The organism is Streptomyces sp. NPDC031132 (assembly GCF_055570595.1).
In genome coordinates this window covers 114,448-129,608 of record NZ_JBVIGX010000019.1, presented here as the reverse complement: position 1 = coordinate 129,608, position 15,161 = coordinate 114,448, and the positions used below count along the sequence as shown (strand labels likewise).

The 15,161-nt window shown below is 73.3% G+C and carries 12 protein-coding genes; 3 read left to right on the top strand and 9 right to left on the bottom strand.

The genetic code is table 11. The annotated features are described in order from the left end of the window. Nucleotides 1-116: 116 nt before the first annotated feature. The 4 genes from ACZ49B_RS25720 to ACZ49B_RS25705 all read right to left on the bottom strand — a co-directional run bounded on the left by ACZ49B_RS25720 (nucleotide 117) and on the right by ACZ49B_RS25705 (nucleotide 5,160). Nucleotides 117-470, bottom strand: a complete 354-nt coding sequence (locus tag ACZ49B_RS25720; RefSeq protein ID WP_468310155.1) for a UBP-type zinc finger domain-containing protein — start codon at nucleotides 468-470, stop codon at nucleotides 117-119. Further along, complete coding sequence (locus ACZ49B_RS25715) at nucleotides 467-1,948, bottom strand: ATP-binding protein (RefSeq protein WP_468310152.1); 1,482 nt, start codon at nucleotides 1,946-1,948, stop codon at nucleotides 467-469. The genes ACZ49B_RS25720 and ACZ49B_RS25715 overlap by 4 nt, the downstream gene beginning before the upstream one ends. Beyond that, complete coding sequence (locus ACZ49B_RS25710; RefSeq protein ID WP_468310149.1) at nucleotides 1,945-3,621, bottom strand: NAD(P)/FAD-dependent oxidoreductase; 1,677 nt, start codon at nucleotides 3,619-3,621, stop codon at nucleotides 1,945-1,947. Before ACZ49B_RS25710 ends, ACZ49B_RS25715 begins: the two co-directional genes overlap by 4 nt. A gap of 171 nt (nucleotides 3,622-3,792) precedes the next feature. Continuing rightward, entirely contained in the window at nucleotides 3,793-5,160 is a 1,368-nt protein-coding gene (locus tag ACZ49B_RS25705; protein ID WP_468310146.1) for a helix-turn-helix domain-containing protein, read from the bottom strand. A gap of 290 nt (nucleotides 5,161-5,450) precedes the next feature. Between ACZ49B_RS25705 and ACZ49B_RS25700 the strand changes: the two genes are divergently transcribed. Further along, nucleotides 5,451-6,158, top strand: a complete 708-nt coding sequence (locus ACZ49B_RS25700) for a DUF4232 domain-containing protein (RefSeq protein ID WP_468310143.1) — start codon at nucleotides 5,451-5,453, stop codon at nucleotides 6,156-6,158. Between the two features lie 136 nt (nucleotides 6,159-6,294). Here the strand turns inward: ACZ49B_RS25700 and ACZ49B_RS25695 are convergent, their stop codons facing one another. From ACZ49B_RS25695 to ACZ49B_RS25675, 5 genes are all read right to left on the bottom strand, one after another. Beyond that, nucleotides 6,295-8,628, bottom strand: a complete 2,334-nt coding sequence (locus ACZ49B_RS25695; protein ID WP_468310140.1) for a bifunctional polysaccharide deacetylase/glycosyltransferase family 2 protein — start codon at nucleotides 8,626-8,628, stop codon at nucleotides 6,295-6,297. 31 nt (nucleotides 8,629-8,659) lie between these two features. Continuing rightward, nucleotides 8,660-9,181, bottom strand: coding sequence for a hypothetical protein (locus ACZ49B_RS25690; protein WP_468310137.1), 522 nt, complete (start codon nucleotides 9,179-9,181; stop codon nucleotides 8,660-8,662). A 125-nt stretch (nucleotides 9,182-9,306) separates the two neighbouring features. Then, nucleotides 9,307-10,149, bottom strand: a complete 843-nt coding sequence (locus ACZ49B_RS25685) for a hypothetical protein (protein WP_468310136.1) — start codon at nucleotides 10,147-10,149, stop codon at nucleotides 9,307-9,309. Next, nucleotides 10,146-10,865, bottom strand: a complete 720-nt coding sequence (locus ACZ49B_RS25680) for an RNA polymerase sigma factor (protein WP_468310134.1) — start codon at nucleotides 10,863-10,865, stop codon at nucleotides 10,146-10,148. Before ACZ49B_RS25680 ends, ACZ49B_RS25685 begins: the two co-directional genes overlap by 4 nt. Before the next feature lie 136 nt (nucleotides 10,866-11,001). After that, the gene (locus ACZ49B_RS25675; RefSeq protein ID WP_468310131.1) at nucleotides 11,002-11,883 is read right to left on the bottom strand and encodes a S1 family peptidase; all 882 of its coding nucleotides are present in this window, start codon (nucleotides 11,881-11,883) and stop codon (nucleotides 11,002-11,004) included. A gap of 432 nt (nucleotides 11,884-12,315) precedes the next feature. On the opposite strand from ACZ49B_RS25675, the gene ACZ49B_RS25670 reads away from it, so the two are divergent. After that, nucleotides 12,316-14,439 carry a PIG-L family deacetylase gene (locus ACZ49B_RS25670; protein WP_468310129.1) on the top strand — a complete coding sequence of 708 codons (2,124 nt, stop codon included), beginning with the start codon at nucleotides 12,316-12,318 and terminating at the stop codon, nucleotides 14,437-14,439. A gap of 186 nt (nucleotides 14,440-14,625) precedes the next feature. Continuing rightward, nucleotides 14,626-15,144 (top strand): hypothetical protein, encoded by a 519-nt coding sequence (locus ACZ49B_RS25665; protein ID WP_468310127.1) that lies wholly within the window; start codon nucleotides 14,626-14,628, stop codon nucleotides 15,142-15,144. The last annotated feature ends 17 nt before the right edge of the window (nucleotides 15,145-15,161 follow it).

Below are 15,161 nucleotides of genomic sequence, written 5' to 3'. Positions count from 1 at the left end.
CCCCCCTCCCCCCCCCCCCCCCCCCCCCCCCCCCCCCCCCCCCCCCCCCCCCCCCCCCCCCCCCCCCCCCCCCCCCCCCCCCCCCCCCCCCCCCCACCACTTGGTGCCCCGTACGGTCAGCGGTGCAGCAGTCTCGTCCAGTCCTGCGGGACCCGGCCGGCCGGTCCGGGGGCCGTCTGGTCCGCCGGGTGGGCGGCCGGCGGCGTCAGTTCGGGCCCGGACTCGTACAGCTCGTTCGTGTCGTAGTCCCAGAACCACTCCTCGCCCGGCTCGAAGCTCTGCACCAGGGGATGACCGGCGGACTTCCAGTGCGCGGTGGCGTGCTGGGCCGGTGAGGAGTCGCAGCAGCCGATGTGGCCGCACTGGGCGCAGCGCCGCAGGTGGAACCACCAGCCGCCCACCGCGTCGCAGTCGGCGCAACCGGTGCCCGTGGGCGGGACGCTCGGGTCGATTCCTTTGATGTCGGTCATGCCGGCTCCTCGGCGGTCTCGGATGCGGGGGAGGGGTCGGGTGAGGGCTCCGGGGCGGTCAGCGGCAGCAGCACCTGGAACCGGGTGTCGCCCGGAGCGGACTCGACCTGGAGGCTGCCGTGGTGCTTGTTGACCACGATCCGCCAGGAGATGTCGAGGCCGAGACCGGTGCCCTCACCGACCGGCTTGGTGGTGAAGAAGGGATCGAAGATGCGGCTGCGGATGTCCGGCGGGATGCCGGGCCCGGTGTCGCGGAACTCCACCAGCAGCCGGTCGCCCTCCCGGGCCGTGCGCACCGTCAGCGTGCCCTCGCCGCCGGTGCTCCCGATGGCGAAGACGGCGTTGTCGATGAGGTTCGTCCAGACCTGGTTGAGCTCCGCCGGGTAGGCGGGCACGTCCGGCACCGAGCGGTCGTACTCCTTGACCACCCGCACCCGGGCCCCGATCTTGCCGGACAGCATCAGCAGGGTGCTGTCGAGGAGTTCGTGGACGTCGACGACCCGGTGCGGGGCGCGGTCCAGCTGCGAGTACTGCTTGGCCGCGTCCACGAGGTGGGAGATGCGGGTGGTGGAGTCGTCGATCTCGTCCATCAACAGCTCGGTCTCGACCGTGTAGTTGAGCCAGCCGATGGCTGACGGCAGGATCTCCTCGGCCACGGTCGAGGCCACCTGCTCCAGCCAGTCCGTGTCCAGCCCGGCCTGTACGAAGGTCGGCGCGATCCGCCAGCCCTCCGGGATGCCGTGGTCGTCGAGCCAGTCGGCGAGCTCGTCCTCCCGGTCGGAGGCCTCCAGCGGGCTGAGCGCCGTCGCCTTCGCGACGCGCTCGACGGTGCGCTCCTGGATGTCGATGAGATCGGCGATCACCTCGCGCGAGTACTGCCCCTGGGAGATGTGGGCCAGCTTGTGCCGCATCTTGCCGACCCGTTCCCGCAGCGTCGCGGTGGCCCGCACGGCCGCCGCGGCCGGGTTGTTGAGCTCGTGGGTGAGGCCGGCGGACAACGACCCCAGGGCCAGCAGCCGTTCACGCTGCCCGATGGCCCGCTGGGTGTTCCTCGAACCGAAGAAGAGCCCCTCCAGCAGGTGCGCCGCCATCGGGAACCAGTCCCGCATGACGTCCGCGAAGGACTGTGCGGGCAGCACGAAGAACCGCGTCGGCTCCGTCACCCGCATCGAGTTGTTGTAGGTCTGCGGCACCCGGTCGCCCAGGTACGCCTGCATGGCTCCCGCGTACACGCCGCGCTGGGAGGTCCGGCTCACCTCCACGTCGTCGCCGCCGACCCGGCGGGACAGTACGACGGTGCCCTCGATCATCACGTAGAAGCAGGTCGCCGGGTCGCCCTCGGTGTACACCGGACCGGCTTGGAACCGCTCCACCCGCCCCTCGGAGCACAACCGTCCCAGCTGCTCCGGGGAGAGCTTCTCGAACAGGAACAACGAGGCGATCTCCTGCGGGCTGCACGGCATGGCCTGCCCGCTCATGACTGCTCCAGGTACCGGTGGACGAGCATCACGGCCATGGCTCCCTCTCCGACGGCGGACGCGACGCGCTTCGCGGACCGGGCGCGCGCGTCGCCCGCCACGAACACGCCGGGAACGTTGGTTTCCAGGTGGTACGGCGGCCGGTCCAGCTCCCATTCGGCCGGCGGCCGACCGTCCGGCGTGAGGTCCGGACCGGCCAGGATGAAACCGTGCTCGTCGCGCAGCACCGTTCCGTCCAGCCAATCGGTCAGCGGGGCCGCGCCGATGAACACGAACATCCACTGCGCGTCGACGAGTTCGGTCGCGCCGCTGTCCACGTCCCGCAGGGTCAGCTGCTCCAGGTGCCCCGCGCCGTGGGCCGCCTCGACCTCGGTCCGGGTCCGCACCGTGATGTTCGGTGCCTCCTCGATCTGCTGGACCAGGTAGTACGACATCGACGCCCGCAGGGACTCCCCGCGCACCAGCAGCGTCACCGACTTCGCGCCCCGCGCCAGGTACATCGCCGCCTGGCCGGCGGAGTTGGCGCCGCCCACGATGTACACGTCCTCCCCGTGGCAGGAGGAGGCCTCGGTGAGCGAGGAGCCGTAGTACACCCCGCGGCCGGTCAGGTCGTCGCAGCCCGGAGCCAGGAGCTGCCGGTACGTCACACCGGTCGCCAGGATGACGCTCTGCGCGGCGACCGCCGAGCCGTCCGAGAAACGGACGACGCGCGCCGCGCCGTTGACCTCCAGCCCCGTGACCTCGCGCGCCGTGAGGATCTCGGCACCGAACCGGCCGGCCTGCCGGCGGGCCCGTTCCGTGAGCTGCCCACCCGACACGCCGTCCGGGAAGCCGAGGTAGTTCTCGATGCGGGAGCTCTGGCCGGCCTGCCCGCCGGTCGCCGACCGCTCGACCAGTACGGTGCGCAGCCCCTCGGAGGCCCCGTACACCGCCGCGCCGAGCCCGGCCGGGCCGCCGCCGATCACGACGAGGTCGTAGAAGTCGGCCGCCGGCGTCGTCGCGAGCCCCACGTGGGCGGCCAGTTCGGGCGCATCCGGCTCGATCAGCGCGGTGCCCCCCGGCGTGACCACCAGGGGCAGCCGCTGTCCGTCGGCCCCGGCCGCCTCCAGCAGCCGCCGTCCCTCGGGCTCGTCGGAGGAGTACCAGCGGTACGGCACCTGGTTGCGGGCCAGGAACTCCCGCACGGAGGAGGATCGCGCCGACCAGCGGTGCCCGACCACCTTGGTGGCGGGTACCGGCCGGTAGTCGCTGGAGCGCCAGGCCGCGAGCAGATCGTCCAGGACCGGGTAGAGCTTCTCCTCCGGCGGGTCCCAGGGTTTGAGCAGGTAGTGGTCGAGGTCGACGACGTTGATCGCGTCGATCGCCGCGTTGGTGTCGGCGTACGCGGTCAGCAGTACGCGCCGTGCGCCCGGGTACACGCCGAGGGCCTGCTCGAGGAACTCGATGCCGTTCATCTGCGGCATGCGGTAGTCGGCGAGGATCACCGCCACCAGGTCGCCCCGCAGCTTCAGCTCGCGCAGCGCCTCCAGCGCGGACTCGCCGGACTCGGCGCGCACGATCCGGTACCCGGCGCCGTAGTGGCGCCGCAGGTCACGGGCGATGGCCCGGGAGACTCCCGGGTCGTCGTCCACGGTCAGGATGACGGTCCGCGCTGTGTCGGCGGGCTGTGCCATACGTCTCCACCCCGAGTGCGGTGGGCGGGCAGCCCGGCGGGGCGCCCGCGCCGGTTCCCGCCCATCGTATGTTCGATCGTCGGGGACCGCCCCGGGAGGTCGCGGGAACCCCCGGACCGGCCCGGGACGCCGCGGTCCGTGCACTCCGGGTACCCGCCCGGTTGCTCCTGGTCAGCGGGAAGTCGTCCCCGCCTTGACCCATCCGTCGCCGCCGAGGGGGAACTCGTAGCCGGGCCGCCCGCCGCGGCCGCTGGTGCGGAACGGCTTGCCGTGGTGGTCGATGGTGAGGGTGCCGTGGCGGGAGCCGCTGGACCAGGACAGCTCCAGGTACCAGTTCACGTCGTACGCCGAGGCGCCCGCCCTGATGTGGAACACCTCCGGTTCGGACTCGCTCACCTTGAACGGGAAGTCCGGCTGCCCTTCCTCGGGCACGACGGCGGGGCGGGCGGAGTCGAGGGCCACGGTGAAGGAGCGGGTCGGAACGCCGGCGCCGCAGCCGACCCCCGGGTAGCCCATGGCGTAGTCGTTCCAGGCCAGGGGCGTGCGCTTGCCGGCCGTCCGGACGGTCAGGCCGTCCAGGACCACGGTGTCCTTGCCGGCGCCCTGAAGGGTGAGCGTGACGTACTGCTCGCCCGCGGACACGGCTCCGGACGCCGCAACCCATGCGGGCGCGTCCCGTTCCACGGGCGGCGGGCCCACCTGGGCAGGAGGCCTGTCGATCAGGTAGTGCTGACCGCAGGGCGCCTCCCAGGTGTAGGGCTGGGTGGTCACCTTCACCGGCGTACCGGGCGCGGGGTCGTCGCCGCGGCCGGCGGGTGACGGGGCCGCGGCGGGCCCGGAAATACCGGCGGTCCCGGGACCGCCCCCGGCTCCGTCCGCGGGGGATGCGGAGTCCGGGGGCGACGCTGCGGACTGCCCTGCGGACTGCCCTGCGGACGGCGCCGCGGAGGCCGTACCGCCCTCCGTACGTTCCCCGTCGCCGTGTGCGGGGGATGCGGCGCCGACGGGGTCGTCCCGGACACCGGCATCCTGTCCCGCCAGGCTCGCGGTGAGCGCGGCCGCCCCGGTGACGGCGGCCACGGCGATCCCGGCGAGAACGGCCCGCCGCGGACGGCGCCGTTGCTTCGGCGCGGGCAGGTCCGCAGGGACGGTCGCGTCGGCCGGAAGGATCCCCCTGCCCGTCGGCGCCTGCGCGGTCGGCTCGGGCTCCACCTCCGGCGCGGGGGGCCGGGCGGTCACCGCGGCGGCTCCGGCCTGCGCCTTGGCTCCGCCACCAGCCCCCTTGCGGCTGCGGTTGGTGTCCGCCAGCACCCAACTGCGGTGCAGTGCGACGAGTTCCTCGGGCGATGCCTTGCAGAGGCGGGCGAGCCGTTCGACCGGTGCGTACTCCGTCGGGACGACATCGCCGTTGCAGTACCGGTGCAGCGTCGACGTGCTCATGTGGAGCCGTTTGGCGAGCGTCCCGTAGCTGAGACCGGACCGGTCCTTCAACTCCCGCAGCAGCCGGGCGAACCCGGCCTCGGCAGTGTCTTCCGACACCGTTCCTCCCACCCCGTGTCCCGTCCCGCGTCCCAGGAACAGGTTGTTTCAGCAGCTCAGCGCCTGTTTCGGCGTTCCTGCATCCCTGATCGTCCGCCGTGTGTGGCGGCTGGGACGGATCACCGCACAGCCTTGAGTCATCCAAGCACACCGCTCCGGGCGACCGGCGTCCACCGGCCGCCGGAGTCACGTCGTATGAGAGGCCGTCAGCCATGTCCGCATTCCGCAGCACCCCCGCCACCGGCAGCGCTCGCCCGTCCCGTGCCCGTACCGGTACGCCTCGCCGACTCGTGGGTGCAGCCGCTGTCGCCCTCGCCGCCCTCGCCCTCACGGCGTGCCAGGACGGCACGGGCATCAAGGACGGGGGAGCCGCGGCCGCATCGGACTCAGCCACGGCCACTCCCTCGGCGACGGGCGGTACGGGCAACGCCCAGGGCACCCCGGGCCCGGGCTCCGCCGCTCCGACCGGCGGGGCGAAGGCGACCGGCGGGGCAACGACGACCGGCGGCGCGAAGCCCGGCAGCGGCCAGGGGGACGCGAAGGGTGCGGGGGACCCGTCCGCGGCGGGGAACCGCGTCCTGTGCAACGGCTCCAACACCGACGTCACCGTCCAGACGCTGTCCCGTCCGCTCAACCACATGCTGATCACGGTGAAGAACACCGGCTCGAAGGTCTGCGACCTGCCCTACCACCCGGAGCTCCGCTTCGACGAGATGCAGTGGGCGCCGACCGCGCAGGAGGGGACCCGGCCCCAGGCGGTGGTGTCCCTCGCGCCCGGCGAGTCGGGCTACGCGGCGGCCGTGCTGTCGGCGGCCGACGGCAGCGGCGAGGGCGGCACGACCGCACACCGCCTCACGATCGCGTTCCAGGGCCGGACGCCGCACAGCAGCGGCGGCGCGTCCGCCACCCCGTCCCTGCCGGCGGCGGGCGTCTACTACGACAGCACGCTGACGGTCACGTACTGGCAGCAGGACGTCGACGACGCACTCGGCTCGTGAGCCGAGGCGGAGGGGCGTCGGTTGACGTCCACGCCGGACCTGGCAGCGGCCGCCTCGTTCCGGCCGCCGGCGGTGAAGGCCGGTGGGAAGGGCCCGCGGTCGGCCGGAATTCGAGCGGGGTTCCGGCGTCGCGGCTTCAGCGGTAATCCTGGTAAATCGCCGGCGTGGGCGGTTGCTGGTCCTGCGGGTGGAACGGGGGAGGGTACGCCCACGCGGGATCGCTGACGTGGCCCGTGCCCGGCGCGGGTACCTCTGCCGGTACGGACGCCTGTGCTGGTACGGGCGCCTGTGCCGGTACGGGCGCCTGTGCCGGTACGGGCGCCGGGGATTCCGTCGTGCCGAGGGGCACCTGGAGACTGCCGTACCGCTCCATCCGCTGCCAGCGCAGGCGGGATCCGGCGATGGCGGTGAAGACGGACTGGATGACCACGAGGTACATCAGCTGGCGGTAGACGAACTGCTGGAGCGGGAGGCTCCAGAGCGGTCCGGGCCGCTCGTCGTCGAGGTGGAACGCGTACAGCCCCATCAGCACTTGCAGGAGCAGGAACGCCGTCCACAAGCCGACGATGCGCAGTGGGTCGAGGAAGACCAGGCCGTAGACCGCGAACACGTCGACGACGGGGGCGAGCAGAGGCAGCAGGACCTGGAACATCAGGAGGTAGATCAGCCCGCGCCGGCCGAGCTTGCCCGCCTGGCCCCGCTGAGTGAGGGCGCCCCGGTGCTTCCACATGGCCTGCAGGGTGCCGTAGCACCAGCGGTAGCGCTGCTTCCACAAGGCGCCCAGTGAGGCCGGTGCCTCGGTCCACGCCTTGGCGCGCTCCTCGTAGACGACGCGCCAGCCGTCGCGGCACAGGGCCATGGTGAGGTCGGTGTCCTCGGCGAGGGTGATGTCGCTGACGCCGCCGACGCGCAGCAGTGCCTCGCGCCGGAAGGCGCCGACGGCGCCGGGGACGGTGGGCATGCATTCGGCGAGGTCGAACAGGCGGCGGTCGAGGTTGAAGCCGACGACGTACTCGATGTGCTGCCAGCGTCCGAGCAGGCCGCCCCGGTTGACGACCTTGGCATTGCCGGAGACGGCGCCGACGCGGCGGTTGGCGAAGGGCTGGACGATCATACGGACGGCGTCCGGTTCGAAGACGGTGTCGCCGTCGACCATCACGAGGAGATTGCACGAGGCTGCGGCGATGCCGGTGTTGAGCGCGGCCGGCTTTCCGGCGTTCTGCTGCCGGATCACGCGTACTCCTGGCAGCCGCAGGGCCTCGACGATGTCGGCGGTGCCGTCCGTGGAGCCGTCGTCGACGACGATGATCTCGACCGGATGGTCGGAGGCGAGGAGGGAGCGGACGGCCGCCTCGATGCCGGCGCTCTCGTTGTAGGCGGGGACGATGATGCTGACGGGCTCGGTGACCGGCGCCCCCCAGGGCTTGCGGCGCATCCGTACGTGGCGCCGGGCGGCGACGAACACGGCGATCGCACGCAGCAAACTGATCGCGCCCGCGGCCCACAGGAGCCAGGAGATGCCGTCCAGGATCCAGTCACTGGTGCGCAGCGCGGTGATCAGGGCGAGTCCCTGCCACTGCTCGGCCGTCCCCGCCGGCTGCACGGTCTCGGCGAGTGCGACGGCATCGCCGACGGTGGCGAACGTGAATCCGGAGGCCTTGAGCTTCGGCAGGAGCTGCTCGAGCGCGGTGACGGTCTGCGAGCGGTCGCCGCCCGCGTCGTGCATCAGGAGGACCTGTCCGCCGCTGTCCTCGGGGGTGGCGTTGGCCACGATCCGTGCGACGCCCGGCCGGCGCCAGTCCTCGCTGTCGCGGGTCGTGAGGACGGTGAGGTAGCCCTCCTGGCCTGCCTGGACGACCGCGTCGAAGTCGACGTCGGTGAGCGCGCCGGCGGTGGAGGAGTACGGCGGGCGCAGCAGCGGAGTGGTGACTCCGGCGGCCCCGGCGATGGCGAGCTGCGTCTCGCGCAGTTCCAGGGAGCGCCGCCAGGGGGACGCAGTGCCCAGGTTGGTGTGGGTGAAGCTGTGCAGTCCGATCTGGTGGCCCTCGGCGACGATCCGCCGGGCGAGGTCGGGATGCTCGGCGACGCGGGTGCCGACGGTGAAGAACGTGGCGTGCACGTCATTGCGGCGCAGGACGTCGAGGATCTTCGGCGTCCAGACCGGGTCGGGGCCGTCGTCGAAGGTCAGGGCGATGGTGCGGGCGGCCGGGGTGGCGGTGCGGCCTGCAGCTCCCTCGATCACCGGGCCGCCGGAGGCGATCTGCGCGGGCACGGAGGAAGCCGGCCCCCGGCCGCGGGCCGACCCGTCCGCGGAGCTGTCGAACAGGTGCTGGGTGTAGCCCTGGAGCAGCAGGGCCGCCGACAGGGTGAGGACCAGCGTCGTGAGGAGCAGCCAGTGCGTGCGCAGCGGGACGTTGCGTACGGTGCCGTGCCGACCGCGGGCCTGGCGACGACGGGGGTTCTTGGACAAGGGGAGCGCTTCCTGCCTGGCGGTGCGGAACTCAGGGATGGGCGGTGGGCTTGCCGCCCTGGCCCGGTGCGGAAGTGGAGCGGCCGCGCGCCCCGCCACCCGGTGAAGGGCGGACGCCGCCGGGGGAGGCGGTCGGGCTGCCGACCGGCGCGCCTGTCGGACCTGCCGCGGCCGGGCGGCCGGAGGTGACGGTGGTGGCGGACGAGGGCGCGGTGGCGGTCGCGCCGGGCGGCGGGGGGTTCCGCGTCCCGTTCGCGGCCTTGCCGACGGAGGGGCTCGGTGTGGACCCTGCCGCCGGGTCCTTGGCCTTGGTGCTCTGCGGTGTCTGCGGGGAGGGGAGGAACGGTGACCGGACCGTGGGGCCGCCCATGAGGGTGCTGATGAGCAGGACGACGTAGGCCGCGGCCGGGACGACCAGCAGACGGCCCGTCCGGCGTACTCGGCGCTGCCTGCGCCCCGAGGCGTCCACGAAGACAGGGCTCGCCTCCGGTACGTACGGGGGCAGGGTGTCCGGTACGCCGGGGGCGCCCGTGTCGGCGAGAGGGATCGGCACGGTTTCCTCGTCCGGGTTGCCAGGTCGTCGGTGCATCGGTGGAGGCCTCTACGGATAGGAGGTTCGAAAGCCGGTCGGGTGGTGGGTACCGCCCCGCCCATCGGCCCGGGCGTGGGCGGCCGGGTTCATCCCCTGGGGTGCGGGGTCGGGTCACCGCCTGAGCCGGGAGGGGCGTCGGGCTTGCCGTCCGGGGGACCGGTCGGATGGCTGTCGGGTGCGTTCGGTGTGTGGCCGGCGCCGGGACCGCCGGGCCGGTTGTCCGGCGGCAGGGGCCGGGACGTCGGACGCCCGCTCGGCCGGGACTCTGCCGGGCGGTCCGGGGCAGCGGGTGCGACGCCAGGACTGCCGGGGGCCGCCAGCGCCGGGGCGCAGTACCCCGGGATGTTGTCCGGCCCCCCGGCCGCCGTGACCAGGACGGTGAAACGGGGCTCGGCCGCCGCCTCCCCGGGATGCGCGTCGCGCGCCCTTCCGTAGGCGCGGCAGAGCTCCGCCAGGTCGGCCGGCAGGGGCGCCGCCGTACGACCGGCCGCGCTCGGGCGGACGGAAGGGGAAAGGGAAGGGGAGGCCGCGACGGACGCCTCGGCCCGGGCAGGCCGGTCGCCGTCCGGGCCGCCACCGAGCGCTGCGGGCAGGTGGCCGGTGCCGGCCGCCACGGCGACGCCGCCGAGCGCGGTGGCGACGGCAGCGGCCGCGACCTTCGCGCTCAGGACCTTCGCCAGCGCCGACGTGTCCATCGGCTGCCTCCGGGGGCGTCGTGGAACAGGGACAGGGGCAGGTGCGAGCTGAGCCGCCCGGAACGCCGCCCGCGCCGCCTGCTCACCGGACAGCTCCCCCTCCGACGCAGGTGCGGCGGCGGCGGAGAGCAGCCCCGCGAGGGCTTCGTGGCCGTCCTGCGCGCCGGCCACGTGCCCGCCGAGCAACTGCTCGGCCGTGTCGCGGTCGATGCGCCGGGATCGGTTGGTGCTCATCTCATGCCCTTCAGCGCTGGTGCCTTCGCCGGTGTCACTCCCGGGGCCGAATTTTTTTCCGGGGACTTCGACACGTCCGGTTCCGTGGGTGTCCCTGCGCCTCGCGGCGGCGCTGCGAGGCGCTTCGCGAGCTTGCGCAGGCCGCGGTGAGAGGCCATCCGTACCGCGCCCGACCGCTTGCCGAGGACCTGCGCGGCAGTCTCCGCGTCGAGGTCCATGACCACCCGCAGCAGCACGGCCTCGGCCTGGTCGCGGGGCAGTGTGGCGATGAGGGCCAGGGCCGCCGTGGTCCCGATGCCGGTGAGAGCGGCGCCCTCGGTGTCGTCGGCCGCGGGCCGGTCGCCGAGCAGGTCCTCCACCGGCACGCTGCTGACCGGCCGCCGCCGCCGGGACCTCAGCAGGTCCAGGGCCCGGTTGCGGCCTATCGTCGCCACCCAGCCGCGGAATCCGTCGTAGTCCCCCTGGAACGACGCCAGGTCCCGGGCGATCTGCAGCCACGTCTCGGAGGCCACGTCCTCCGCTTCGGCGCCGACGAGGACGCCCAGATAGCGCAGGAGGCCGGGCTGGACCGCCCGGAACAGCTCTCCGAACGCCGCCTCATCGCCTTCCTGGGCGGCTCTGACCCGTATGGACATGTCCACGGGAGCGCGTGGGCCCGGCACTCCGGGGCTGTCCGTCTCGTCCTCGGCCTCGCCGAACCGTTCCGCATTCTGCACCGGGACATCATCCTGGACGCCCGGCGCGGCCCCGGCCGATGTGCGGGATGTGGCATTTATGTGGATAGGCGTCCAGGTGGGGCGGATCACCGCCGCGGTGCCGGCAGGGGCAGCGCCCGGCCGGCACCTGGCCCGGTCAGTACAGCGAGACCTTGTACTTGGCCAGCGCCTCGGGCACGGGCTGGTAGAACGTCGTTCCTCCGGTGCTGCAGTTGCCGCTGCCGCCGGAGGTGATGCCCAGTGCCTTCGTGCCGTCGTACAGCGCACCGCCGGAGTCGCCCGGCTCGGCGCAGACGTTCGTCTGGATCATGCCGCGGACCGTGCCGCCGCCGCTGTAGTGGACGGTCGCGTTCAGCGCGGTGACGGTTCCGCTCTTGGTGCCGGTGGTGGAGCCGCTGCGCTTGACCGGCTCCCCGACGTACGCAGCGGCGGCCGTGAAGCCCCCCGCGTGGCTCAGTGAGGTGTTGTCGTAACGGACGAGTGCGTAGTCGTTGCCGGGGAAGGCGGAGCCCACGATCGGGCCGATGAGGGTGCTCTGTGAGGAGTTGGCGTACCAGGTCTTGACCACGTTGCCGCAGTGGCCGGCAGTGAGGAAGTAGTACGTGCTGCCGCTGACCACGTTGAACCCCAGCGAACAGCGGTACCCGCTTCCGTAGATGGCATCGCCGGCCCCGAGGAGCCGGCGATAGGTTCCCGGGGTGCGCTCGATGCGCAGTGCGCCGGCGTCGGCGCCCGCCGCGTTCCTGATCTTCGCGAGAGCGGCGGCGGAGACCGTGCTGTCGGCGGTCACGACGACGCGCCCGGCGGCCTGGTCCACGTGCCATGCGGTGCCGCCGACGTCCGCGTTGAACACGGCCCGGTCGACGGTCTCGAGTTGTGCTGAGCCGTAGGTCCGGAGGGGGGCTGCCTCGGCCTGTGGAAGGGTCAGTGCGATGGCGGCGAGCAGCCCGGTGGCGAGCGTGGCGAGCCTGCTCCGTCGTGTGCTGCCGGTGCAGGGGGTGATGCGCGTGATCCTCACTGATCTCCTCCCAGGAGCGTGCGGCCCCGGGGTCGGGGGCCTGTGAGGCGCAACAGGAATTTGGCGTGTTCCTGCCAAGCGCTGCGGGGAGTATGCGCACAAGCGCCGCCGTCCGCAAGGGTGTCCGGGCGTGCCGCAGGTCGCCCCGCCGCGGCCATCGCGCGTGACATTGCTCACCGGCTCCGCCCGCCGATCGGCCCGCCGCACGGTCCTTTCGCGATCCGGGCAACGTTGCGTGGTCGACAAAAGGGACAATTAGGGTGTATTGCCCATTCAACTCGGTTCGTGGCATAAGCCACTTGATGGTGTGTCAGCCACAAACCCGCGAGGCATAATCGGCCCCGGTCGTCACCGGAAGCAGTGGAGCCATCGGGACATCGACCGACCTCCCAGGCGGAATTCCGCACCGGACCGACCCTCAAGGTGCTGTACATGTCCCTGGCCAGCCGCACCCGGATCGCGGCCCTGCTCGCCGCGGCCTCCGTCGGCGTGGCCGGCGTGACGACCTGGGCCTACGGATACGGGACCGACCGGCAGGCGGCGGCCCCCGAGGCGGTCGCCAGGCCGAGTGTGACCGAAGGCTCGGCCCTCCAGGTCGTCGCACACCCCGACGACGACCTCTTCTTCATGAACCCCGACCTGAGCCGCTCCATATCGACGGGCATCAAGGTCACCACCGTCTACCTGACCTCCGGCGAGTCCGACGGCAGGAACGAGGCCCACAGCCCGCACCTCGATGACGCCGCGGGGCCCGCCGACCGCGCCGCCTACGCGGAGGCCCGGCAGAACGGCATCCGGGGCGCCTACGCCCAGATGGCCACCGGCGACCGCACCAGCGCTTGGCAGCGGAAGTCCGTACCCACCGCCGGCGGGGGCAGCGCCGAGGTGGACGTCCTCGTCGCCAGGCCCGAGGTCAACCTGGTGTGGATGCAGCTCCGCGAGGCCCGCAGCATCTCCGGGGACAATCCGGACAGCCTGCGCGGCCTGTGGGACGGCCGGATACCCGCCCTGGGCGCCCAGCTGACCTCCGGGACACCGGTCAAGCACGTGTTCTCGTACACCAAGGACCAGGCGACAGCCGCCATCGCGGACGTGTTCGCGCTCTACAAGCCGACGACGATACGGACGCAGGACCCGACCCCCGGCAGGTCGGAAAGCGGCGCCTTCCTCGACCACCAGGACCACATGTACGGCGCCCGCTTCGTCCAGGCCGCCGCCGAACGCTACGCGCAGTCCACGGACCGGCCGCACTTCTCGGTCCAGAACTACGTGAGCTACCCGAACAGCTCGCTGCCGCCGACGCTCGACCCGCAGACGGCCGAGGAGAAGCTCGGCTACCTCAAGACCTACGCATGGATGGACCACGACGACTGGTGCGGCAGCCCCGCGGGCTGCGGCGACCGCAAGACCGCGACGAGGCCCACCGGCGCCGGCTGGAGCCAGACCATCCGCTACAGCCGGGGTGACGGCACCTCCTGGATGACCGAGGGCGTCTCCGGACGGCTCTGGGCGTTCGCGGCGCTGGACGGCCGGATGGCGTACTGGTCGCGCAGCGGCCCGCAGGCCCCCTGGCAGGGCCCCCGGTTCCTGCCCGGTGCCGGGCCCGGCACCGGGATCGACGCCGGCGCGACGGCGGTCCGGCTCCCCGACGGCAGGATCGCGGTGTTCGCCACCCGCACCACCCTGGGCACGAAACCCCGGGACTACGGCAGGGACGTCGTGTACGCCGTGCAGACCACGGCCGACGGCGCCTTCGGCCCGTGGCAGTCGCTGGGCAGCCCGGACACCACCGACAGGTCCGTCACCTCGGCGATCAGCGGACCGGCCGTCACCGTGGACCCGGCCGGCCAGATGACGGTGTACGTACGCGACTCCAGGCGTACGCTGCGCGCCCGGGCCCAGACGACCCCGGACGGCGCGTTCGGCGCATGGCAGGCCCTGGGCGGCGCCGGCCTCCTGGGCGATCCGGTCACCGCGACCGACGGCTCGGGGCGGCGGCACGTGTACGCGGCGACGGCCGGCTCCGTACTGGCCTGGGTCCAGCCGGCGCCGGGTGCCCCGATCGGCGGCCCCTTCCCGACCGGGCTGCCCCAGACGACGGGCGTGCTCTCGGTGCGCCCGGAGGGCGACGGGGTCCGGCTGTTCTTCCGCCGCCCCGGCACGGGCTCCGTCGGTACGAGCCTGGCCGCCGCGGGCGGGCCCGCGCCGCAGTTCTCCCGGGTCGCCGCGGCCGGCGGTCTCGGCGGCTACGGCGCGGTGGGCGTCGCGGGCCACCTCCTCATGGGCCGCGCCGGCGCGGGCACGGTCAGCGTGGCGGGAGCGGACGGCCCGGAAGCCTGGCAGGAGTCCCAGATGCTGTACACGGGCGCCCCGGCAGGCGTGGCCGACTGGCGGGCCGGTACGGCCGTCGCGGCGGCCCTCGGCCTGGACGCGGATCTGCACATCGTCACGACGGTTCCCGCAGCCGGATCCGAGCAGCTCGCCGACCGGACCCCCACCCCGTGGCACCGCGCGGTCCAGCCCCGGACACTCGCGCAGGCCGCGCGCCCGGCCTGATCGGCAAGACACCCCCGGGGTGTGACCTGCGCCGCAGGTGCGCCCGCGGTCCCTGCGCCGCCGGGTGGCAGTGCGGTTCGGGGCGGGTGAGGATGGCGGGCAAGGCCACCTCGCCGGGCGGTGGCGGGGACGCCACCTCGCCGGCGACGGCGGCCGCACTCTGACCCTCGGGCGATCGGGGCTCCCATGGCTCCTCCCTTCCTCTCGCGCAGACGCATAGGGATACGCATCTGCATCTGCATGCGCGGGGGAGCGGGAACGGTCCGCGCCGTGGCCGCCTTCGCGGCCCTCACGGCCCTCGCGACCGGATGCAGGAACGACACGGTGCCCGCCTGGGAGTACCCGGAACTCGGCACGACCTTGAGATCGCTGTCCCACGACCTGGACGAGGGCTGCGCCGAGACGACCCCTGCGGGCTGTGTGGACGAACTGGACCGGCTCGGCGTGCTGGCGGAGCGGGCCCTCGTCGAGGTCCTCGACCACAAGCTGCTCGCCGGCGGATACGTGGCAGCGATGAACGACCTGGCCGGCGCGAGGGAGCTCCGCATCGCCGCCGCGCAGGAGGCCCGGGCGCGGCGCGATCCGCACTACCTCCCGTTCAGGCGTGCGGTGCAGGCGGAGCGGCTCGCGTACCGGCGCCTCCTCGCCGAGCTGGAGGACCTGCGGACCGCTCCGCCCCCGGGTGACGGCACCAAGCCCGTCTGAGGCGGCGCACCGGAGCG